The sequence below is a fragment of the Methanobrevibacter sp. UBA188 genome, assembly GCF_905234905.1.
GTDB lineage: Archaea > Methanobacteriota > Methanobacteria > Methanobacteriales > Methanobacteriaceae > Methanocatella.
Genome location: NZ_CAJOJM010000006.1, coordinates 36859 through 60134 on the forward strand (window position 1 = coordinate 36859; position 23276 = coordinate 60134).

Below are 23276 nucleotides of genomic sequence, written 5' to 3' on the forward strand. Positions count from 1 at the left end.
AACTTTAAATTATATATGATTAATATTTATAATTATGAATATTCAGACTGAAAGTACTGAGGATAAAATCATTTCAGCTACATTTAGGCTTATTCGAAAGGATGGTATTGATAAGGTAACAACTAAAAAGATTGCAGCTGAAGCCGGTGTTAATGAAGTAACTATATTCAGAAAGTTCAATAACAAGCAGAATCTGGTAGATATTACCAAAGATCATTATATGGAATTGTTTTTAAACAAAATGGAAGAAATATTCAGCTTTGATGAGGATATAAGCATCGAGCAATATCTTAAAGATAACTTTTTTGGACTTTTAAACCTTTCTGATGAGGAATTCAGTGTACTTAAAGTTGCTATGGAAGAAGGGGGAGAAATTTCAGACAGAAAACGTTTAATTTCACAAATAAATGATGTTATTCTTGATAATATTGAAGAATTTTTTAAATTGCAGATTCAAAAAGGTGAAATCAAGGATATTAATCCAAGGGCATTGTCAATAATGTGTTTTGGAGTAACATTCCAGTCTATCGTTTTGTGGAAAGTCTACAATAAAACTCCAAGTGTGGAAACAGAACAGTATTTTCAGGAATATCTAAATATAATATTTAATGGAATAAAAGAATAATTATTTCTTGAATTTCTGCTGTTCTAATTAGTTGTTTCTACTAAAACTATCATTTCTATTCAATATAATCTTGGAGTAATCTTATTTTACTTAGGTAGATTTCTGAAAATGATTGAAAGTGATTTGTGGATTTAATATATGTTTGAATGACAGTTTTCATTCTGAATTCCAGGTATATTTTCATTTCTTTTGTAAATATGTTTTTTCTTTTTTTTGCATTGATTTTAATTAATTTGGAATCAATTTTTTTTTAAAAAAATTCATTATATTTAAATGTATAGTATAAAATTTAGGCATACCTAAAAATTTATATATTCCTTCAACAATATTAGAATATATAATAAAAAAACGAGGTAAAATGAATGAATTTAGAAGGAGTAGAAAAAACAATGCTTTTGACAATCTACACAAAAGCAAAGCATTCCAGACAAAAGAATCATAAGTTTTATGATTCAAAAGCTATTGAGGTCATCTCACAAATAGACTATGACTTCACAATGGCAGATAAAGACAGAAAGATGCAACTGGGAGTAATTTCAAGAACAATTGTTTTGGATGATATGGTGTCAGAGTATATATCACAGCATCCAAACTGTATAATAATCAATATTGCATCAGGAATGGATACAAGATTCAACCGATTGGATAATGGTCAAATCAGATGGTATAATGTCGATTTGGAAAATTCAGCAAAATTCAGATTGAACTACATAGAAGATACAGATAGGGTAACAACATTGGCCTACTCGGCGATGGATCCAGAATGGGCAAGTAAAATCAAGGCTGATGGCGATGTGCTGTTCATCATTGAAGGTCTGACTATGTATCTGAATCAGGGCGATGTGTCTGATATCCTGAATATCATTGATGAAAACTTCAAGAATTGCACAATTTTTGTCGAAATCATGCCGCCAACTTCTGTTGAAAACGTTAAGGAAATATCCGTTGAAGAAACTGATTCTAAATTTACATGGGGAGTTAAAAAAGGTAATGAGTTGACAAAATTAAATTCTGCTTTCAATTGGATAAGGGATGTGAATCTATTTGATGGGGCGAATGTCTACAAGCCAATATTCAGGCTATTCACATGGATTCCAAATATAAGAAATAGGATGGACTATATTGCAGTCTTGGAAAAATAAGTCTTACTCATGGTTTTTGGACCATTGGTAAGCTATTCTAGCAGATCCATCCGCAACATATATTGTTCCGCATTTCTTGAAATCATTTTTTTCAATCTGATTTTGCATAATATGATTGTTCGGATGGGTGTCGATTCGAATATTGTTTGAAATGTTCTTACAATATTCAATCAAAAAATTGAAGATTCCCTTAAGCTTGCCATCACTTGCAATGCGATGCAATGTAATATATTCATCTTCGTTCAGCCAATTTCCATTTTCAATGTATTGGTAGGTTGGCTCAGCTTTGTTGAAGAGTGCAAATACTCCATGGGGAGAATCATCATCACATATCAAATAACAGATCCTTTTGCAGATATCCTTTTTAACCAAATCTCTGGTTGGATAAGAATGGCCCCATTGGGTGGGATTGCCTGTTTTTATCATGAAATCCTGTGCTGATTTGTAGATGGCCATAATTGCAGGTAAATCATCCATTTCAGCTTTTTGTATATTCATGTTAAATCACTTTAAAATCAAGAAGCTTAATACTATTGGAAATCAATTCGGGATTGTCATCGATTTTTTCGGATAGTCTTGTAGTTATGTATTTTTTGTTGTCATCTGGAAAAACAGTTGCAATTTTTAAATCTTCATTGTCCATTATGACGCTTGCAAGGAAATTCGCACCACTGGAAATGCCGATTCCCAAACCGAATTCATTGGCTATTCTTTTTGACATGTTTATTGCATCACAGTCATGAATCAAAACAATATCATCAATCAAATCCTCATCAACAATGCCTGGAATAAAGTCATCTCCAATTCCCTCAATCATATGGCTGCCTTCTTCCATTCCCATTTTAAGAATGGATAATGTGGATGGTTCGAGAGCGAAAACTTTGGAGTCGGGGTTGTTGTCTTTCAATCTTTTTCCAATACCCATCAATGTCCCTCCGGTTCCGATACCTGAAACGAAAGCATTAACGTCAGGAACATCATCAAGAATTTCCTGACCGGTTGTTTTATATTGGGCTTCAACATTTAATTCATTGTCAAACTGGAGTGGTCTGTATGCGCCTGTTTCATTTGCAAACTCTTCGGCTAGTTCAAGACCTCTTTTGAAACCGCCTTCCTCTTTGGATATAAGATGGACGTGGGCACCATACATTTCAATCAGTTTTCTTCTCTCAAGAGAAACCCAATCTGGCATGAAAATATGGACATCATGACCGTAAAGAGCGCCAATGGCACTGAATGCAATTCCAGTATTTCCGCTTGTGACTTCAACAATTGCCTGACCGTCTTTTAGATTTCCATTTTCTCTTTCTTTTTGAATGATATATAATGCGATTCTATCTTTAATGCTTCCTGAATAATTGTAGAACTCAAGTTTGGTATAAATGCTACCTTTCTTTCCTTCGTATTCATAATCAATTTGTATCATTGGTGTATTTCCAACTAATTTTCCAATATTCATAACTCTCATCCGATTTTATAATATTATACTATATGTTTCTAATTCATTAAAAACTTTTTTTGATGCTGATAATTTTTGGAAATTTGCAGTGCAATATTTAATCCATAACCAAGTTATGAAGTAATTTTCATTAATCCTAATTCATTGCCATGTTGATTTTTTTACTAATTGCTACTTTTTTTGATTGCTTATAATCCCTTTTTGACATTCTGTACTTGATAAGCGTAGATGAATAGGTTATTACCGCTACAGATCCGATGTTGTGAATCAGGGCACCTTCAATTGGATTTAGGATTCCAAGTATTGCCAATGCCATTGCAACAACATTTGAAGTTAGGGCAAACGCTATGCTTATATTGATTGTTCTGACAGTTTTTCTGGCAATACCAATCAAATGAGGTATGTCTCCAACATTGTCATTTATTAAAGTAATATTGGCAGCCTCAACACTTATTTCACTACCAATTTTTCCCATAGCTATTCCAACATTGGCCTTTTTAAGTGAAGGAGCATCATTTACTCCATCCCCAATCATGGCAATATTATGTCCAAGCATTTGTTCTCCTCTAATGTAATTTGTTTTGTCTTCCGGCAGACAGTTGAATTTAACGTTTCTAACTTTAACCTCTTTTGCAATGTGTCTTGCAGTTTTTTCGTTGTCTCCTGTAAGGAGTGTTGTTTTGATTCGAAGTTTCTTTAGATTTCTTATGGTTTCCTTTGAATTTTCCCGCAGGGTATCTGCAAGCAATACGTTCCCGATTAGTCTGCCGTTCTCTGCAACAAATATGGTAATATCACTGCTTTCGCTTTTGTAATCTTTCAAGTCAATGTTTTCAGATTCCATTAAATTTATATTTCCTGCAATCACTTTTGAACCGTTGATGATTCCGGTTACGCCTTTGCCGATATGCATTGTGAAATCTTCAATATCCAATAATTCCTCTGCATTATCATAATATTTTACAATTGCCTTTGCTATGGGATGCTCTGATTTTGATTCGAGTGATGCAAGCATTCTCATCATTTTTTTAGGGTTGTTGGAAATAATGTCAACAACTTCGGGGGTGCCGTATGTTAATGTTCCGGTTTTATCGAATACCAATTCATCAGTTCTTGCCAATTCCTCTATTGATGCTCCATCCTTTACTAGGATACCGTATTTGGTCAGGTTTCCAATTGCAGCCATAATTGCTGTAGGTGTGGCTAAAACAAGTGCACATGGGCAAAATACAACGAGAATTGTCACTGATCGTGCAATTTCGAATGTATACAGATATGTCAAGATTGCAGCTGTAAAAGCTATTGCAACAACAAATGTTGCCCATTTGTCAGCTTGGCGAACTACATTGGCATTTTCGGGAGATGATGATTCGACCAATTTGATTAATTTTTGAAGAGAACTGTCATCACTTACTTTTGTGGTTTCCATTGTAAATGAACCGTAAAGATTGATTGTTCCACTGTATACATCATCATTGGCTTTTTTATCAACAGGTATGGATTCTCCAGTCAATGTGGACTGGTCAATTGAGGTTTCACCATTGATTATTCTGCCGTCGGTTGGAATGCTTTCTCCAGGAAGCACTTTTAGGATATCTCCAATTTGAACTTCCGAAGCTAGTATTCTTTCTTCTTTTCCATTTCTAATTCTTACTGCAACTTGTGGAGTCATATTCACCAGTTCTTTGATTCTTCCTTGGGTTTTGGATACAGTATATTCTTCTAAAAATCCACCGATAGCCATGATTGTTGCTATTTCGCCGGCAGCAAATACCTCTCCGATTATTATTGATGCAACAATGGCTATTGAAACCAGTAAATCTGCTTTTATATCAAATTCCGTAATAAGTCCTTCCGCACATTCCTTAAAAATTGGAATTCCACATAAAATTACTGCAATCCAAGATAGATAATCTATGGATAGAATGAAACTTGCAATTAAACTTATGGCTGAAATCATTATCGCCAGCAAGTCTATTTTTTCATGTTTTGAGAATTTCATTTTAAACAGCCCTATATATAGTTATACCCGATAGGGTATAATTTGTATTTTTAAAAAAAATAAGATTTCAGCAAATTAAAATTTATAATAAATATAAATGTTTTAAATTAGCTAAAACCTTATTTAATATTAATTCATAGATTTATATTTAAGTGGCAATGAAAAATAATCAATAAATTAAATATTATATTTCATATACCTTATGGGGTATAAGGTTATTTTAATATATAAATGTTTTGATGGAATATTTCATTGACATAAAGTATTTCATATTTGAGATTAAAATTGAATATTATGAAATTGAATTATGTCGTTGAAGGAAAAGGAGAACCGTTAATATTTCTGCACGGTCTTTCCGATAATTTGAGATATTGGGAAGTTTTAACAAGCACTCTTAGGAAAAAATATCAAGTTATCAGAATAGACTTAAGAGGCCATGGAGAATCTGAGTTAGGTGATGATGAGATTACTATTGATACTTATGCAGATGATTTGAAAAACCTTTTGGATGACCTTAAAATAGATGCTGGAAATTTAATTGGATTTTCATTGGGAGGCGTTGTTGCAATGGATTTTGCAATCAGATATCCGAATTATGTATCTTCGATTGTATTGATGTCAACTTTTGCGAAATGCGATGAAAACATTACTACCACTTTAAATCAATTTAAAAGGGAACTTGATAGGGGCTATGATGAGTTCTATGATTTCATGATTCCTAAAGTATTGTGTCCTGAGGTAATTGAAAAAAACAGAGAAGAATTGGAGATGTTGAAACAGATTTCATCACAAAATGCAAATGTGGATGCATATAAAAAGGCTGTGGATGCATGTTTGAATTTCAATGTAGAAAATGAAATTGGTCAAATTGACGTCCCTGCACTGATTTTTGCCGGAAAGTATGATGAAATATTTTCTGTAAGTGTGCAGGAAAACATTCACAGGCATATTAATAAGTCAAAATTCATTGTTTTGGATGATGTAAGGCATAATCTTCTGGTTGGTATAAATAATGCAAAAATTTCTGCAATGATGGATGATTTCTATAAAAATGAGATTAATATCTGATTTTTTCAAGATGATATTCAAAATAGTTTATAAATAATGAATAATAAATAGGTTTTTATGGCAGAAAATATCGATGAAACTTCATTAAAAATCATGAAAGCTACATTGGTGGTTCTTCAAAGGGAAGGATCAAAAGCAACAACTAAAAAAATAGCTGCTGAATCTGGATTTAATGAATTGACAATTTTCAGGAAATTTAAAAACAAAAATAATTTAATCAATGCTACAAAGGAATATTATCTTAAATTATTGATGGATAAATTGGAAGATGCATTTGATTATGGTGAAGATGAGGATATAGAGGAATTTCTCAGAATCACATTTTTCGGCATATTGAATCTTGAAGAAAGTGATTTCGATATACTTAGACTTGCTATGGAAGAAGTAAGGGAGTCTTCAGACAATAAATCCATCATGCTTGAAGTTGCACTATTCATAATTGAAAAACTTGAAGGATTCTTTAAGATACAAATAGAAAAGGGAATCGTGAAGGATATGGATATCAGGTCAATAGCAGTAATGTGCTTCAATTCAATTTTCCAGTCAGTCCTATTGTGGAAGATATATTCTATTGATGTTGGTTTTGATACAAATCATTATGTGGACAATTTATTGAACATGCTTTTAGAAGGAATTGGCGTTCAAAAATAGAAATCAAACCTTAATGGGTTATGATTAAATAGAGTATATGAATTGATTTTTCAAATAACTATGAAGTTAAATTTATTTTACATTTTTCTGCACTAAAAACATTTAAATACTACATTTAATAGATTATTATTGGTATTTTTATAAAAATTAATAAAATCAGGTTAAAAATATGAATGATACAACAAAAATTTTAACAATTCAAGATATCTCATGTTACGGTCAATGTTCAATAACAGTTGCACTGCCTGTTGTTTCTGCTTTTGGAATAGAAACTGCAGTTCTTCCTTCTGCTGTTTTATCAACACATACATCAGGTTTCACTGGGTACACTGTTAGGGACTTGACAGAAGATCTTCCAGAAATTAGAAAACATTGGGAAAGTGAAGGAATATATTTTGATGCTATTTACACTGGTTTTATCGCATCAATGGAACAGTTGGATTATATAAAGGAAATAATTGATTCCAGATTAAAGCCTGACGGATGCGTATTTGTCGACCCGGCTATGGCTGACCATGGTGAATTCTATAATGGTTTTGACCAGGAATTTGCAGACAAAATGGGGGAACTTTGTAAATTAGGAGATTATATTCTTCCAAACACAACTGAAGCTTGTTATATTTTACATAAACCTTGGAAAGAGGAATTTACAAAAGAGGAAATGTTGGAAATGGCAAATGAACTTTCAGCATTCACCAAAAGATATGTTATCCTGAAAGGTGATACACACAAGGAAAATCAGCTTGGAATGGTTGTTTTGGATAAGGAGGAATCAACCTGTGAATTCGTATACAATGACAGGGTAGATTATGTCAGTCATGGTACAGGTGATGTATTTGCTTCATCGTTTGTGGGATCTGTCATGGTCGGAAAATCACCTACTTCTGCAGCTAAAGTCGCAGGTGAATTTACTAAAAAAGCGATTGAAAAGACTGTAGGTGATGAAACTCATACTTATGGAGTTAAATTTGAACAGGCGATTCCTGAACTCTATGACCTATTAAATCAAGTTGAATAGATTATTATACACCTGTTTGAAATACAAACAGGAAACAATTTTTTTTAATGTGTAGATGGCTATTGGTTTGATTTCATAGTTTCAATCTGTTCGTCACGACTTTTTAGCTTTAAAGTGAACAGAAATGCGATGAATGCCACTGCACTGGCTAAAATCAAACTTATTTTATATCCCATAATTCCTGCAAATGATGCTATGATTCCGCCGATTAGAGCGCCCCCTATTAACTGTCCAGCACTTGACAGCATATTGACAATGGCCTGACCAGCACCTCTTTCGGTAGGCTTAGCCTCACTTAAAACGATATATCTCAAAGGAGCTCCAATTATTGTTACCAAACCCACCCCTACCAGACAGCCTGCAATGATGAATAGCAGGAAGTTATTCGGATATATTGCAATTGCTATTAGGCCAATGGTCAGTAATATTGTTCCAACCATCATTATCTTACGTGAACCTGTGGAATCCAGAATCTTTCCGAGAATAGGTGCTGCAACGGCATTTGCACCTAAAATAGGAATAAGCATCAAACTTGCTAACTGGTCGTTCAGCCCCATTGAAAGAATAACAAGCGATGGGATGAATATTGCTGATGAATAGATTATACCATAGGCTAAAGTTTCTACACATGCAATTCTAATCTCCTTGTTCTTTAACATGTGTATTGCTACAATGGATTCTTCTGCTTTTTTTTCCACCCTGAAAAATATTGGAATCAATATTATGAATATCAACAAGAACGGAAGAACCTTTGAAGACAATAAGCTGCTGATGAAGTTACTTGAATCGATTTGGTTCAGGCCATATGCTAAAAATATTGAAAGCAAGCTTAGAATTAGGATTCCGGGATAATCTATTTTTAGTTTTCTTTTGTTTTCAGCATCCGGCAGAATATACAGTGCAAATAGTATTATGAAAATGCTGATTGGAATATTGATAGTGAAACACCAATTCCAGCCATAGGGTATTAATGCCGCTCCAACCAATGGTCCTCCGATTGCTGAAATTCCAAATACGCTTCCTAAAATTCCCAATGCTTTTCCTCGCTCTTCCAGTGGAAATGCATCTCCGATAAATGCTCCTCCTACAGGAAATATTCCACCACAGCCAAAGCCCTGTATTATTCTTCCTAAAAATATTGATTCGATATTTGCCGAAAATGCAATTAGGCATGATCCGATTCCAAAAAGAACCACATCCAAAATGAAAATCTTTTTTCGTCCATAGAAGTCTGAAAACTTGGCCATTACAGGTGAACCAATCATGAAAAAAATGACGAATAAGGTAAATATCCAGCTTGATTCTCTGCTGGTAAGGTTAAAGCTTTGTTCGATGGATGGCAGGACGGGTCCTATGATTCCAGTATCCAATGAGCCCATGAATACTCCTATTAAAAATAGGATTAGTATCAAATTCCGTGTTCTTGTATCTAAAGTTTTTTCTGTCATGCTATTTTTTGTTTTATTTTTTAAGTGAAATATAAAATTTAATTAATATTATATTCAATCTTTTATTTATTGTTTGTTTTTTTGCTTAAAAATACCTGTTAATTTTAATTTTTTCCAGTTTCTATTTGAATATATTTTAAATAAGCTCTGTGGGCTTTTAATTTTACTATACTATTCTTTAAAGTTAAACAAGTTTTATATAATATTCTTTACATATATATTATATTATAGATGTGTCATTTTTATTAAAGAAATGATTTTTATTAATGGTGGAAAATATGGATCTTTTTAATTTATCTTCAGCTCAGAAAATGCTTTTGTTTTCTGAGATAAACAATCCTCATAATGATTCTTTCTATCTTAAATTTAGAAAAAATTATGATTTGGAGGATTTTGATGCTGTAAAATCGGCAATTGAATGTATTTCAAAAGAATATTTGAATTTACAAATTAAATATGATGAAAATGGTGAATTTAAGCAATATTTCACTGATGGCCGTGTCGTCAATGTTGATTCATTTGACATTTCAGACGATATTGATGAATTCATAGAAGATTATCTCGATAAACCTTTTGATGACATTTTTGATAGTCCATTATACAGATGGGCAGTTTTGAAAACAGACGATTCGACTGTGCTTATCGGGGTTGTTCAGCATATTTTACTTGACGGAACCTCACTTTTTTCAATAATACCTCAAGAAATTGAAAGATACATGGATTGCGTTAAAGACAACAGTGAATTTGTTCCAATAGATTACTCCTATGACAGTTATGTTGATGAGGAGATAAAGTATCTCGCTTCAGATGATGCGCAAAACGACAAGAAATATTGGCTTAATTCATTGAAGGATTATAATCAGGACTGGTATTCATTTGATGATTCCGAATTGGGTTATCTTGAAGTCCTGTTTGACAAGACTCATGAATTCAATTACTCTCCATTCGTAACTTCCCTTGCACTTTGTTTCTTATATCTGGCAAAATCCAAAAAGGACAATAAATTATTCAAAGATTTGGTTTTAAACACTTCAGTTCATGGAAGATACTTCGGACAGGGTGATGCACTGGGAATGTTTGTTAATACAATTCCATTAAGGCTTGAGTATGATGAGGAATTGACATTTGATGAATTGCTTGCATATTCCAAAAAAGTTCTAAAGGAAGGTTTAAGTCATGCAAAATTACAGTTCAGTGAATATACTACTGATTTAAGAAATAACAACATTGACCCTGACTGCATTTCAATGGTTTCAATAGTATCCAACTCAACAGAATATGGCTCCAAATTCCTCACCCTTCAAAAGGACATCAAATTCCCGCTTCACTTCAGAATAAATAAGAATTTTTCAGATAAGGACGGCCTACAGTCCATATTTATAGAATATGACAAGTCATGTTTTGAAGCAAGAGAAATAGACTCAATCGGGCAGGGCATTAAAGATTTGGCAAGGCAGGTTGAAAATGATCCTTCCAAAAAATGCAGGGATTATGATATAGAAGAAGTTGAATTCTTTAAGGCTGAAAACTATTATAATAATTTAATCAATTCATTTGATAATCCAACAGCAATTTCACCTGATGTCAGCGGAGATGAAGTTGAATTTACAAAAATTTCCAGGCCAATAGATATTGATAAACTGAAGAATCTCTCTAACAAGTATTCTTTGACAAAAGAAAAATTATTGCTTGCAACTTTCCTTTATGACTTAACCAAGTTTTCATTTTCAAAAGATATTCTGATAGCTTATAATCGTGTTGCAGCAGGATACCACTTCAACACAGATTTAAGTGTGGGAGAATATTTCAACGATTTCAAAAAAACATTTGAAGAGTATAATTCATATCCTCTCATGAATAACAGAAAGCTAAACTTTGAAAGTGAAATATTGTTTTTCATCAGGGAATTCGACAGGAAAGATTATAAATTGGTATTGAATTATGAAAGTGGAAACATTAACATCAGATATGACAAATCATTCTATTCAAAAGAGCTCATGGAAGCATTTCTAGAGTCAATGGATGTGTTGCTGGATAAGTTTGACTGTGAAGATACTCTGTTGAAGGACATTTCAATCAGGCAGGAAATAGAATTGGATGAAGGATTCGAGATTGAACTTGCAAATGAAGGAATTGTAAACAGGGTATTTGAAGATATTGCATTGAAAAATCCTAAAAAGACAATACTTTATGCTGAAGACGGCCAACTAACATATGATGAATTGAACAGAAAAGCAAACAAAATCGCTAATGCATTAATCAAAAGGGGAGTAAATGTTGAAGATAGAATAATGTTCATGATGAGAAGGAACAGCGATTTGATTGCAGCAGTTTTAGGTATTGTCAAAGCAGGAGCAGCGTTCATTCCAATTGATCCTAATTATCCGAAAAACAGAATAGAGCAGATTCTTGAAGACAGTGATTCAAGATTTGTTATCGCCTCAACTGATATTGAATATGATGGTGAAAACAGGATTGATGTTGATGAACTTCTCAAAGAGGAGGATGATTCAAATCCAAAAATTGAATTGACTCCGGACAATCTATGTTTCTTAATCTACACTTCAGGTTCAACAGGAAAACCGAAAGGAGTAATGATTACCCACAGGGGAATAACCAACTATGTTGCCAATGTCGAGGAGAATGTGCCGATTTACGAGCTGAACCATAGATGCAATAAGTTTATTTCAATTTCCACCGTATCCTTCATTGTATTTTTAAGGGAAATATTCGGTACAATCTTGAATGGATTACCAGTAGTGTTTGCAAACGATGAACAGGCAATAGACCCATTACAGTTGGTTGAATTATTCAAATCAACCGACGCAGAAGGATTCGGTTCAACACCAACAAGATTACTTGAATACCTTCAGCTTGAAGAAATCCAGGAAGTTGTCGGCAAATGCAATGTCATAATTGTAGGTGGAGAAGGATTCCCACCTGTACTATATGACAGGCTGTCAAAATACACTTCAGCCGACATTTACAATTCCTACGGACCTACAGAAGTTACCATTGCATCACATTATAAATTGATAGACTCACCTGAAGTAACTGCAGGATGGCCTATGCTTAATGTAGTCTGCAAGGTAATGGATATAGATGGAAATCAGTTGCCTCCATATGTATCTGGTGAAATATATGTGGGAGGGGCTGGTATCGCAAGAGGATATCTAAACAATCCAGAACAAACTGATAAAGTGTTCATGCAACTGAATGACATTGCATATTACAATACAGGAGACCTAGGTAAAAAAGACACTTCCGGCGAGCTATATGTGTTGGGACGTAACGACACTCAAATCAAGCTTAGAGGTTTAAGAATTGAGCTGTCAGAAATAGAAGGGGCGATTGCAAACTTTGACAATATCACCCTTTCAAGTGTAGTGGTTAAAAAACTCAACTCAATAGAACATCTGTGCGCATATTTCACGGCCACCTGTGATATCGATATGGATGAGCTCAAACAGCACCTGGTTGATTCACTTCCTGAATATATGGTGCCGTCCTATTTCACACAAATGGAAGAATTCCCAAAAACACCTAATGGAAAAACTGACTTCAAAAACCTTCCAGATCCTGAAATTGATGTTGAAGAATTCATAAAACCAAGAACAGACCTTGAAAATGAATTGTTCAATATGGTATCTGACATCCTTGGAATTGATGAGTTTGGGGTCAATACTGATTTGTTCAGCATAGGATTAACCTCACTGACAGTAATCCAGCTAACTTCAGCAATATACAATAATCTTAATGCTCAATTGAACGTAACTGAAATCCTGAAATACAAGACAATTGAAAGAATAGCTTCAGAAATTAAAGTTGAAGAAGATGCATCTGCAGACATTCAGGAATTGTATCCGTTAACACCAAATCAGCTTGGAGTTTACTTTGACTGCATTAAAGACCCTGAAAATCTTGCATACAATCTTCCAAAGAAAATGGAATTTGACAATGGCATAGATGCAGAAAAGCTCAAATCATCAATCATCAAAGCCATAGATAATCACCCATACCTGAAAACAAGAATTATTATGGATGGTGGTGAAGTCTACCAGCAAAGAAGAGATTCCTTAAATGTCGATGATATGATTGAAATTGTAGATGAATTTAATGAGGATGAATTTGTGCAACCGTTCAAATTGGATGAAGGACCGCTCTTCAGGTTTAAGATAGTTGGAAATTCAATGCTTCTTGCCGATTTCCACCACATCATTGTTGACGGAACATCTCTAAACATTCTTTTTGATGAAATTGCAAAAATCTATGACGGTAAAGACTATGAGATGGAAGAGCTAGACGGATTCGAATATTCATTAAGTGAAAACAAGGTTAAACAGTCAACCCTCTATAAGGAAGCTGAATTGTTCTTTTCAAACAAAATAAATGAATTTGATAATGCAACATTGATTGCTCAGGACATCAACGGTGATGAGTCAGATGGTAAATCTGCAATGAGAGACATTTTCATTGACAAGACTGCCGTTGACGGATTCTGTTCCAAATCAAGCATCAGTCAGAATAATCTGTTTTTGGCAGCAACTTCATTTGTAATAAACAAATTCGTTTTCAACAGAGATACATTAATTGCTACAATCACTAACGGAAGATTCAATCCTAATCAGCAAAAAACATTGGCAATGATGGTTAAGACATTGCCGTTGGCATTGAAATTAAACTCACAGTCAACACTTAAGGAATATCTTGAATACATAAACCATGAATGGCTCAACGTATTGGCATATTCATCTTATCCTTTAACAGAAATATCAAATGAATTCGACATCGCTCCGGAAATATTCTATGCTTATCATGGAAAAATCATAGAGGACATTGAAATTGCCGGCATGAATGTTGAAAGACAGTCAATTGACTATGACGGATTGAAATTCAAGATAAACATCAATGTAGTTGAAGTCGACAATCAATACAGAATTTTCTGTGAATACAACGACCAGCTATACTCAGAATCTTTAATTGACACATTGCTTGATTCTATTAGAATTGTCCTAAACAAATTCCAGACATTCGATGAAAATACTTTGATGAGCGATATTTCAATCATTGAAAATGATGATTGGGGCGTTGACGATTTTGAATATGATGAAATTCCTGAAGACAGATTAAACAAGATATTTGAGAATCAGGTTGAATTGCATCCGGACAGGGTTGTATTGTATGCAACAGATGGTGAGTTCACATATGCCGAATTAAACGAAAAGGCAAATAGAATTGCTCATGCCCTCATCAAAAAAGGAGTCGGTCCTGAAGATAGGGTGATGTTCATTCTAAACAGAAACAGCAATGTAATCGCATCTGCATTCGGTATCTTAAAATCCGGTGCTGCATTCATTCCGGTGGATTCAGAATATCCTTCAGAGAGGATAGAACATGTGCTGACTGACAGTGAATCAAAATACATTATTATTGATGATGTAATTGAGAAAAAGGGCATCAATTTAAGTGATTACAGTGAAAACCTATTGGATATTAATGAATTGCTTAAAGAGGAAGACACTTCCAATCCTGACCCTGATGTATCAGGCAGCAATATGGCTTACCTTATCTACACCTCCGGTTCAACAGGACTTCCAAAAGGAGTAATTCTTGAACATGGAAACATTGCAAACTTCGTATATCCTGATCCAAGAAACGTATGTACTTATGAACTGGTCCACAATCTTGAAAAAGAGGATTATAAGGTATTGTCTACTACAACCGTTGCATTTGACGTATTCCAACAGGAATTGATGGGGTCCCTATTGAATGGAGTTCCAATGGTATTTGCAAATGATACAGAGTATAAGGATCCAATTGAGATGATGGACCTTATACGCAGGAGCGGTGCAAACGTTTACGTTGCAACACCTTCAAGATTGCTTCAGTATCTTGAAATCGAAGCGATGCAGGAGGTAATGTATGGATTTAAGGTATACATCCATGCGGGAGAGCCGTTCTCTGCGAGATTGTATGAACTCCTATCCAAAAACTCCAAAGGAAAATTCTTCAACATGTACGGACCAACCGAAACAACAGTATACTGTAACGGTCATCTTTTGGAAAGTCCAGACATCCACATTGGAAAGGAACTATTCAACGTTCATGAAATGGTTATGGACTTCGATTCAAATCCTCTGCCTCCAAATGTCATCGGTGAGTTGTTCATTGCTGGAAAAGGTGTTTCAAGAGAATACCTTAACCGTCCTGAGAACAATGCAAAAGCCTATGAGATAATCAATGGAGTAAGGTTCTACCATTCCGGAGACTTTGTTAAAGTTACACCTGAAGGAAACTATTATGTGTTCGGAAGAATGGACAATCAAATCAAGCTTAGAGGTTTAAGAATCGAAATAGGTGAGATTGAAGTTGGTCTTGGAAATTATCCTGGAATCAAATCAGTTGCAGTTGTAGTTAAAAATATCAAAGGAAATGACCATTTATGTGCTTACTTTACGGTTCATGATGAATACAAGGATGAAAACCGTGAAGAAAATGGCTATTCAATTGATATAGATGACCTCAAGGCTTCACTTGCTGAAAAGCTTGTATATTATATGGTTCCAACAGTCTATATGGAACTTGATGAAATGCCTCAAACAGCAAACGGCAAAACAGACTTGAGAAACTTGCCTGAACCTGAACTCATTACAGAATATGTTGCTCCTGAAAATGAGATTGAAGCATTCTTTGCTAACCTATTTGGTGAAATATTAGGTCTTGATGAAGTAAGTGCAACAGACAGTTTCTTTGAAATTGGTGGAACTTCTCTTCTCGTTACTAAAATCACAATGGAAGCTTTAAACCGTAATTATAATTTGAATTATGGTGATGTGTTCTCAAATCCTACTCCAAGAGCATTGTCCGAGTTCATTTTATCGGATGAAACAATGGACAAAAAGGCTGAAGTTACCTATGACTACACACAGATTAACAATCTGCTCAAGAAAAACAACCTCGAAGCACTGATTGATGGTGAAATTGAAGAAAGTTTAGGAAATATATTGCTTACAGGAGCAACTGGATTTTTAGGAATACATGTATTGCGGGAATTCTTGGAAAATGAAACAGGAGATATTTACTGTTTTATTAGGGCAAATAAGGTCCTGAGCGGTGAAGAAAGGTTAAAATCATTACTCTTCTATTACTTCTCAAATGAATATGAAGAACAATTCAACAACAGGTTGCATGTCATTGAAGGGGACATTACCAACATTGAGGACTTTGAAAATCTTGCTTCTGAAAAAATCGATACCATAATCAACTGTGCAGCTAACGTAAAACACTTCTCATCCGGAACTGATATCGAGGATATCAACCTTGGAGGTGTAATAAACGGACTCAAATTTGCAAAGATGAAATATGCAAAATATGTGCAGGTATCCACATACAGTATTGCAGGTGAAAGTATAGACAACTACCCTCCTGTTGATGTCAAATTCTCAGAACATGATCTCTTTATCGGTCAGGCAGTTGACAACCAATATCTCAGCTCAAAATTCCTTGCAGAACGTGCGGTATTGGAAGCTGCAGTTGAAGATGATTTGGATGTAAAAATCATGAGGGTTGGAAACCTTATGGCAAGAAGCTCAGACAGCGAATTCCAAATTAATTTCGAATCAAACGGATTCATAAATCGTTTGAAAGCATTTGTAACAATTGGAAAAATGCCTTATTCCATGCTTATGAACAATGTGGAATTTTCACCGATTGACACTACTGCAAAAGCTATTGTTAATCTTTCAAAAACTCCTAAAGAATGTACTGTATTCCATCCATATGATCACCATAGCGTTTGCTTCGGCGACATCATTGAAATTATCAAGCCTTTAGGATTGAATATTGAGCCTGTTGAGGAAGATGATTATGAAACTGCTTTGGATGAAGCACTTGCCGACAAGTCAAAGCAGGAGGGAGTATCAGGTCTTATCACATCAATCGGTTCTGGAAAAGTCAAAAAAATCTGGATGCCGGTCGACAATACATACACCATTCAGACATTATATCGTTTGGGCATCAAATGGCCATTCATATCCGAGGAGTATATCTATAATTTTGTAAAATTCCTTGAAGATTTAGATTTCTTCAGTATCTAGGGGTATAACATGTATGAAAGAAATTATGAATTATTAAGAGCAAAATTCAGTGAATTTTTCCTGCCGACATTGTTTACATCAATGGCAGGAAACATTTGCTTGTTTGTAGACGGTTTGATTGTTACATTTTTGCTTGGAGCAGGAAACCTCTCTGCAATCCAGATTGTCGCTCCGGTAATAACTTTTGTCAATCTCATCTATTGGATGATAGGATTGGGCGGCAGCGTACTTTGTTCCGTTTCAAAGGCGGAATTTGATGATGAAAAAAGTAACAGTTACTTTTCGGTTTCAATAATTGCCCTTTTGACAATTGGAATACTGATTGCAGTTTTCGGTGTTTTGTTTTCACAAAGCATCTCCCAGTTTCTGTGCTCATCACAGCCTGCCTTGACTAATGATGTAAGACAGTTTTTCACTGCACTTATAATAGGTATGCCATTTTTATGTTATATGATGAGTTTGTCATACTTCATAAGGGCGGATGGAATCCCAACACTTCCATTCAGAGCCATATTAATTGCAAATATTTTTAATCTCTGTTTTGATATAATATATATTCAATATGTGGGAATGGGAATTGCAGGTGCTGCTTTGGCTACAACAACAGGTTACATTGTAGGTTCAATAATCATTTCATATTACTTCTTTAAGGATGAGCGTACATTGAAATTCATAAAACTGAAATTAGGTTCATTTTTCAGCTATCTTAAAAGAATTGTAACTTCAGGGTTTTCCTCATCATCAACACAATTGTACCTAACTCTAAAACTGTTCATAATGAACATCCTATTGGGATGGTATATAGGAAAATCAGGGCTTGTCGCATTTGGTATATGTTACAATAGTCTGTTCATATTGTACATCTTCCTGATTGGAACCGCACAGACAATGTCACCTATCGTATCAGTTTACTTTAAGGAAGAAGACTATTCTGGAGTAAGCTATGTAACCAAAAAGTCTCTAAAAATAGTTTTGGTCGCAAGCCTGGCTCTATCTATATTGTTCATTGTTTATCCGCAGGCATTGCTGTTCCTCTACAGCGTTAAAGATCCTGCTGACATACCTGTGGTTTTAAATGCATTGAGAATTTTTGCAATTAGCTATGTGGGAACTGCAATTACATTTCTATACACATTCTATGCTCAGGCAATTCAGCAAAATAAATTGTCAACAATCATTTCATTGCTTGAAGGATTCATCGTACCTATTTCATTTGCAGTGGTATTGTCATTCATATTTGGCGGAAATGGAATTTGGGTTTCATTTGCAATAGCTGAAATCATAACAATTCTGTTTATTTTTGCTTATTCAAAATACCTCAATAAAAGTACAAATGGCGAATATAGCGGATTCTTTATTAACAAACACAATGACGATACAAAAGTATTTGAGCATACAATCCATGGGGACGTAAACGAAGCGGTAAATCTGTCTCGTGATGTTAAGGATTATCTCAAAGCAGACAAATCAGCAACATTGGTCAGTCTTGCTATTGAAGAAATGCTTGTAAACATAATCAACACCAATGAAAGCATTGACACAATAGACGTTATCGTTAGGGATAATGATGATAATATTCTGATTTCCATTAAGGATACTGGTATCGACTTCAATCCTGTTGTTGAAAATGAAAACTTGGAATTTGACAATATTACCATGTTGAATAAAATTGCTGATAAAATTGACTACTCCAGGGTTTTGGGTTTAAACAGTACAGTCATCACCATCAACAAATGATATCATTGAAGTGGGGGCAATCCTCCACAATCTAATTTTTTTAAACATTAACATCGACCATTTCTGTCATAAAATTTCATTTGAATACTGGTTGATATATGGTGGAATTAAATTCAGATGGATTTTCAATAACTTCATAATTAATGTCAGATACATGCAACTAAATTAAAGCAAAAAATTTTTCTTTTCATTTAATGATTCGAATATCACAAATCCTTTATTCAATTTTGGAGCTATGATAAGTCAAGTACATTAAACAATCGATTTTACATAAGTATAAAAATTATTATCAATAAAATTACTATCAATTATGTTTGATGATACTTCTTATTTAGAAAAGTTTTCGCTTAAATACTCGGAAAATGTTCCCAAAGATTATGACATTTCTGAAATCCAGTTCACATATGATTTTGTCTTTCCAGTTTTAAAACAAGGCGCTGGTATTGATGAAGCTATCGGTGGTGTTGTCAAAGAATATAAGTTGTCTGAAGATTATTTGAGAGAATATTTCATTGAAAATAAGTATATATTAAACAAGGCGAAGATGAAAGACATTTCAGCACAGCTCAATGAGTACAATACCAAAACCCTAAAAAAAATCCTGAAAAGCCACGGCATTAAAGCTTCAGGAAAAAGAGAAAAGATAGAAAAGAGAATAATTGACAACAAACTCATTGAAAATGAGTATTATCTATCATCAAAATCCAAAGTATTTTATAAAAATAAAAAACGAAGAATAAGAATTTTCAATCAATATCTCTCCAATCATTATTATTTCAATGAATTCAATGAATTTTATATGGACAACTATAGGAAAAAAGAGGCCAACATTCCCATTGAATTCATTAACATTCATATCAGAAAGGCTATTGATGAAAAAAATCATGAAAGCTATGTCTTAAACAATCAGGTGATGGCAGAACATTTCTTCAAAAAGGAGAACAACAGAAAAATGTTGGTGCATGTCTTGAAAAACTATTGCATGAACATAAATCCAATATGGAAAATCAATGACCTGGAAGACCATAATGGCGTTCTTTTGGAGACATATGAAAATTTGGTATTTCTGCATGATAATTTCAGCAAAAATACAATTATAAATACATTTTATTTTATTTGGGATTCATTTGATTTTGAAAAGATAATAGTAACAAAATATGATGCATATAGGATATTGAAAGACATTTTGAACTTAAAGAATCTCGATAAGATTAACAATGATTTGAATAATCGTTTTTATGAAAATGAAGATTTAAAGATTAAACGTATAACTCAAAAAACATTATTTGATTTTTAAGGACTTGATATTGTGAACATTTTAATATCTAATGATGATGGTGTTTTTGCACCAGGCATATTGGCTGCAAAACAGGCGGTTGAGGATTTGGCAAATGTTTGTGTTGTGGCACCTGACAAGAATAACAGCAGTGTCGGTCGTCGCCTAACATTGTTTAAACATTTGGAAATTAACCAGTGCGAACTTGAGGATGGAAGCCCGGCCTATTCTGTGTCAGGCAGTCCTGCAGACTGTGTTGTGGTGGGTGCCGATTATGTGATGGATGCAAAGCCAGATTTGGTGATAAGTGGAATAAATCAGGGAGTTAACATTAGCTGTGACATTACCTCTTCAGGTACTGTATGCGCTGCATTTGAGGCAGTCAGTCTTGGAATTCCTGCAATTGCAGCTTCATTGTTTATGGATCCAAAAACATCCTACAAGCAAGATGAAAATGGCAACTGGCATATGGAGTATGATTTCACTCTGGCAAAGAAGGTTCTGCATGATATTGTCTCAAAGATAATTGATGATGGATTTCCCGATGATGTTGATTTATTCAATCTGAATGTGCCGTCAAACTATGATTCTGAAGAAGTTAAAATAACCCATCTGTCCCATAAAATGCTTGATAAGCAAGTCATTGACAATACTGATGAAGAAAAAATGGAAATATTTAATTATCCGTTGGAGGATAATCAGGAAAGTGATGGCTTAATTATGATTACTCCTGATTTGGTAAAAGATTATGAGGAAGGCAGTGACGGATATGCATTGATGGTTGATAAGTGTCCCAGCTTAACCCCTCTTAAAGTCAATATGACTTATGATGACTTGAAGAATTGGTGATTATTTCGATTATTTGACTTTTTTCATTTTAACAGTCGTTCGACATCACTTTTGTGTTCAAACAAAACACAGCCACCTTCATGATCATCCATTAAAATGCCTTCATCTCTCAGTGATTTAAATAGTTTTGAGTTGAGTGCTTCAAGTAATGTGGCATCCTTAACGTTCATGTCTGAGTATGGTGAAGCCGGACAAGGTTCGGCACCGCCATGGGAATTGATATGGAAAAATCCCCGACCTGCTGCAAGACATCCTCCTGAAGTCTTTTCATCTCCCGGAAACGACATGAAGAGCATATCATTGTAATCCTCTCGCAAATGTTCAAGTTCGCTTAAAAGCAGTTCCCTTTCACTATCGCTTGGAGCCAAATCTACGGTATTTTCATTGACAGGCACATATTCGATGAAAAATATTACCTTGCAGCCCAAATCATGTAGCTGGTCTATATATTTCCTTGAAAGCAGGTTTTTTAAATTTCCTTTTGTAAATGTCAAAGATGCACCAAAAATTATACTTTTTTTCTTCATTGTTTCCATAGATTCAATCAGCTGTCTGTATATTCCTTCGCCTCTTCTTAAATCGGTTACTTCTTCATTTCCTTCTATCGAGAGGACCGGCACTAAATTTCTATTGGCATCAAATAATTTCAGATAATTCTTGTTGAGCATGGTTCCGTTTGTAAATATGGGAAACAAAATTTCAGGATATTTGCTTGCCTTAAGAATAACATCTTCCCTAAGCATCGGTTCTCCTCCGGCTAAGACAATGAAACTTATTCCCATCTCTTTTGCCTGTATGAATATGTCTTCCCATTCATCATCAGTTAGCTGGTTTACAGGTTCTGTATCTGCGCATGCATCATTTGCCCTTGAATAACATCCTGTGCAGTGGAGATTGCAGCTGCTGGTAATACTTGCTATCAAAAAAACGGGAATGTTTTGACCGTTTTTGCTATGTTTTTGTCTTATTTTTGTGGCTTTTCTAGCATGTTTTGAAAATTTAAGCAGATATATGATTTCTTTTGGATTTCTAATGCATGCTCTCATAGAATCCTTCAGGATGTATTCCACACCCTCTTCCAGATAATCCTGTATTTTGAAATCCATCTATTTCACCTTAACGCTTTCAAGTAGGAATTTAGCATGTTCTTCTGTTTCATAAAAGAAATTGTCCAGGCAACTTTGAGGAATGTCGTCATATTTTGCAAATATTTCAATAAGTGTAATATTCCTTTGCAAGCATCTTGGGATTTGAGTCCTTTTTGATTATTCCATTTTCCTTTAAGATGGTAAAAAATCCATTCCAGAATATCAACGGTTTTATAAGTATCTCATTTTGGAAAAACGTTCTAATCTTCTCGTTATAATACATCTGAATGAAAATCAATTTCCAGATTTTCAGGTTTCTTTCTTCAGATAACATTTCCTTTATGGCTTCAGACCCCATATGGTAGAATTTTTCAGGGTCTTTAAGTAAAATCTCATTGTCGTTTGACAGCATATTGTCAGTACTGTCGAATAGTTGATTGTATTCGAATTGCTCTTCAAAATATTCTAAGATATCCATCAATATTGCTTCCTTTGATGAATAATGGCTATATATTGAACTTTTTTTAATTCCAACACCATCAGCAATTTCTCTAAGTGAAACAGAATCATATCCTTTTTTTGAAAATAAATCTATTGATACATTAAATATTTTTTCTTTGGTATTCATATTGCCTACCTACCGTTCGTTAGTATACTATTTTATTTGATGATATATAAATCTAACTGAAATCTTGAACCTCTCCGGCTTGTAGAAGCTGGAGATTCTTAGGCCATGCCTATTTTTTCGTCAAAGCATTTCCATTCATAATAATATGTGGATTTTCCTTGACTATTAGGCATGAAATCTACTAAGCAT

General features: G+C 34.2%; 15 protein-coding genes. 9 read left to right on the forward strand and 6 right to left on the reverse strand.

Translation table 11 applies throughout. The features are described from left to right. The first annotated feature begins 34 nt into the window (after positions 1-34). Positions 35-625 carry a TetR/AcrR family transcriptional regulator gene (locus QZ143_RS02315; RefSeq protein WP_292880832.1) on the forward strand — a complete coding sequence of 197 codons (591 nt, stop codon included), beginning with the start codon at positions 35-37 and terminating at the stop codon, positions 623-625. Positions 626-987: 362 nt separating this feature from the next. Continuing rightward, positions 988-1767, forward strand: coding sequence for a class I SAM-dependent methyltransferase (locus QZ143_RS02320; RefSeq protein ID WP_292880834.1), 780 nt, complete (start codon positions 988-990; stop codon positions 1765-1767). Between the two features lie 3 nt (positions 1768-1770). On the opposite strand, the gene QZ143_RS02325 is transcribed toward QZ143_RS02320, so the two are convergent. The 3 genes from QZ143_RS02325 to QZ143_RS02335 all read right to left on the reverse strand — a co-directional run bounded on the left by QZ143_RS02325 (position 1771) and on the right by QZ143_RS02335 (position 5228). Then, on the reverse strand, positions 1771-2265 hold the full coding sequence (locus tag QZ143_RS02325) for a hypothetical protein (RefSeq protein WP_292880836.1): 495 nt from the start codon (positions 2263-2265) through the stop codon (positions 1771-1773). Position 2266: 1 nt separating this feature from the next. Further along, entirely contained in the window at positions 2267-3226 is a 960-nt protein-coding gene (locus tag QZ143_RS02330; RefSeq protein WP_292880839.1) for a cysteine synthase family protein, read from the reverse strand. A 136-nt stretch (positions 3227-3362) separates the two neighbouring features. Next, positions 3363-5228, reverse strand: a complete 1866-nt coding sequence (locus QZ143_RS02335; protein WP_292880843.1) for a cation-translocating P-type ATPase — start codon at positions 5226-5228, stop codon at positions 3363-3365. A gap of 294 nt (positions 5229-5522) precedes the next feature. Here QZ143_RS02335 and QZ143_RS02340 point away from each other — a divergent pair, with 294 nt between their 5' ends. The 3 genes from QZ143_RS02340 to QZ143_RS02350 all read left to right on the forward strand — a co-directional run bounded on the left by QZ143_RS02340 (position 5523) and on the right by QZ143_RS02350 (position 7965). Beyond that, on the forward strand, positions 5523-6296 hold the full coding sequence (locus QZ143_RS02340) for an alpha/beta hydrolase (protein WP_292880846.1): 774 nt from the start codon (positions 5523-5525) through the stop codon (positions 6294-6296). Between the two features lie 57 nt (positions 6297-6353). Continuing rightward, complete coding sequence (locus QZ143_RS02345; protein ID WP_292880849.1) at positions 6354-6947, forward strand: TetR/AcrR family transcriptional regulator; 594 nt, start codon at positions 6354-6356, stop codon at positions 6945-6947. Between the two features lie 169 nt (positions 6948-7116). Then, positions 7117-7965 (forward strand): pyridoxamine kinase, encoded by an 849-nt coding sequence (locus QZ143_RS02350; RefSeq protein ID WP_292880852.1) that lies wholly within the window; start codon positions 7117-7119, stop codon positions 7963-7965. Between the two features lie 59 nt (positions 7966-8024). Here the strand turns inward: QZ143_RS02350 and QZ143_RS02355 are convergent, their stop codons facing one another. Then, entirely contained in the window at positions 8025-9413 is a 1389-nt protein-coding gene (locus QZ143_RS02355) for an MFS transporter (protein ID WP_292880855.1), read from the reverse strand. A 278-nt stretch (positions 9414-9691) separates the two neighbouring features. Here QZ143_RS02355 and QZ143_RS02360 point away from each other — a divergent pair, with 278 nt between their 5' ends. From QZ143_RS02360 to surE, 4 genes are all read left to right on the forward strand, one after another. Continuing rightward, the gene (locus tag QZ143_RS02360; protein WP_292880858.1) at positions 9692-17509 is read left to right on the forward strand and encodes a non-ribosomal peptide synthetase; all 7818 of its coding nucleotides are present in this window, start codon (positions 9692-9694) and stop codon (positions 17507-17509) included. Positions 17510-17518: 9 nt separating this feature from the next. Continuing rightward, positions 17519-19246, forward strand: a complete 1728-nt coding sequence (locus QZ143_RS02365; protein WP_292609098.1) for an MATE family efflux transporter — start codon at positions 17519-17521, stop codon at positions 19244-19246. Positions 19247-19556: 310 nt separating this feature from the next. Next, positions 19557-20543 (forward strand): SAP domain-containing protein, encoded by a 987-nt coding sequence (locus tag QZ143_RS02370; RefSeq protein WP_292880861.1) that lies wholly within the window; start codon positions 19557-19559, stop codon positions 20541-20543. A 12-nt stretch (positions 20544-20555) separates the two neighbouring features. Then, complete coding sequence (surE, locus tag QZ143_RS02375) at positions 20556-21371, forward strand: 5'/3'-nucleotidase SurE (protein ID WP_292880864.1); 816 nt, start codon at positions 20556-20558, stop codon at positions 21369-21371. Between the two features lie 23 nt (positions 21372-21394). Here surE and QZ143_RS02380 read toward each other — a convergent pair whose 3' ends face one another. Then, a complete protein-coding gene (locus QZ143_RS02380; protein ID WP_292880867.1) occupies positions 21395-22477 on the reverse strand; it encodes a radical SAM protein in 1083 nt (360 codons plus the stop codon). 106 nt (positions 22478-22583) lie between these two features. Continuing rightward, entirely contained in the window at positions 22584-23087 is a 504-nt protein-coding gene (locus QZ143_RS02385) for a TetR/AcrR family transcriptional regulator (protein ID WP_292880869.1), read from the reverse strand. Positions 23088-23276: the final 189 nt, after the last annotated feature.

Bases quoted from the DNA above. Each gene is read 5' to 3' on its own strand.
- QZ143_RS02315 (WP_292880832.1), top strand. From the start codon at position 35: ATGAATATTCAGACTGAAAGTACTGAGGATAAAATCATTTCAGCTACA.
- QZ143_RS02320 (WP_292880834.1), top strand. From the start codon at position 988: ATGAATTTAGAAGGAGTAGAAAAAACAATGCTTTTGACAATCTACACA.
- QZ143_RS02325 (WP_292880836.1), bottom strand. From the start codon at position 2,265: ATGAATATACAAAAAGCTGAAATGGATGATTTACCTGCAATTATGGCC.
- QZ143_RS02330 (WP_292880839.1), bottom strand. From the start codon at position 3,226: ATGAATATTGGAAAATTAGTTGGAAATACACCAATGATACAAATTGAT.
- QZ143_RS02335 (WP_292880843.1), bottom strand. From the start codon at position 5,228: ATGAAATTCTCAAAACATGAAAAAATAGACTTGCTGGCGATAATGATT.
- QZ143_RS02340 (WP_292880846.1), top strand. From the start codon at position 5,523: ATGAAATTGAATTATGTCGTTGAAGGAAAAGGAGAACCGTTAATATTT.
- QZ143_RS02345 (WP_292880849.1), top strand. From the start codon at position 6,354: ATGGCAGAAAATATCGATGAAACTTCATTAAAAATCATGAAAGCTACA.
- QZ143_RS02350 (WP_292880852.1), top strand. From the start codon at position 7,117: ATGAATGATACAACAAAAATTTTAACAATTCAAGATATCTCATGTTAC.
- QZ143_RS02355 (WP_292880855.1), bottom strand. From the start codon at position 9,413: ATGACAGAAAAAACTTTAGATACAAGAACACGGAATTTGATACTAATC.
- QZ143_RS02360 (WP_292880858.1), top strand. From the start codon at position 9,692: ATGGATCTTTTTAATTTATCTTCAGCTCAGAAAATGCTTTTGTTTTCT.
- QZ143_RS02365 (WP_292609098.1), top strand. From the start codon at position 17,519: ATGTATGAAAGAAATTATGAATTATTAAGAGCAAAATTCAGTGAATTT.
- QZ143_RS02370 (WP_292880861.1), top strand. From the start codon at position 19,557: ATGTTTGATGATACTTCTTATTTAGAAAAGTTTTCGCTTAAATACTCG.
- QZ143_RS02380 (WP_292880867.1), bottom strand. From the start codon at position 22,477: ATGGATTTCAAAATACAGGATTATCTGGAAGAGGGTGTGGAATACATC.
- QZ143_RS02385 (WP_292880869.1), bottom strand. From the start codon at position 23,087: ATGAATACCAAAGAAAAAATATTTAATGTATCAATAGATTTATTTTCA.